The organism is Haemophilus sp. HMSC61B11, from assembly GCF_001838615.1.
GTDB lineage: Bacteria > Pseudomonadota > Gammaproteobacteria > Enterobacterales > Pasteurellaceae > Haemophilus_D > Haemophilus_D parainfluenzae_AD.
Genome location: NZ_KV837952.1, coordinates 1 through 327, shown reverse-complemented (window position 1 = coordinate 327; position 327 = coordinate 1). Strand labels below are relative to the sequence as shown.

The window sequence follows — 327 nt, the reverse complement described above, 5'->3', positions numbered from 1 at the left end:
TGGCATATGCTCCAGCTATTGTCATATCCATTTTTTTATCATATGGCACATATTGAGAAACGGCTCGACGTCTTTTACTGTTTTCTGCCATTTGTAATTGTGCTACATGCGCATCAATTATCTGTGCAGTAATAAACGCATATTCATACTTGGATAAGACCTCTTGACGTTTATCATCTAAATAATAAACGTAATAATCTAAGTCTCTTGCGATACCAATAGGATCATCTAATGCAACAATAACCCCTTCTGAATTAGTTATTTTCTTTAGTTGTTCTTTCCAGGCGCTAAGCTTTCCTATGGGCTGGCTACGATATAAGTTACTGA

General features: G+C 36.1%; 1 pseudogene. It reads right to left on the bottom strand.

Annotated elements, in window-relative coordinates:
- Positions 1-327, bottom strand: a pseudogene (locus tag HMPREF3263_RS00925) (hypothetical protein); the annotation flags it as partial.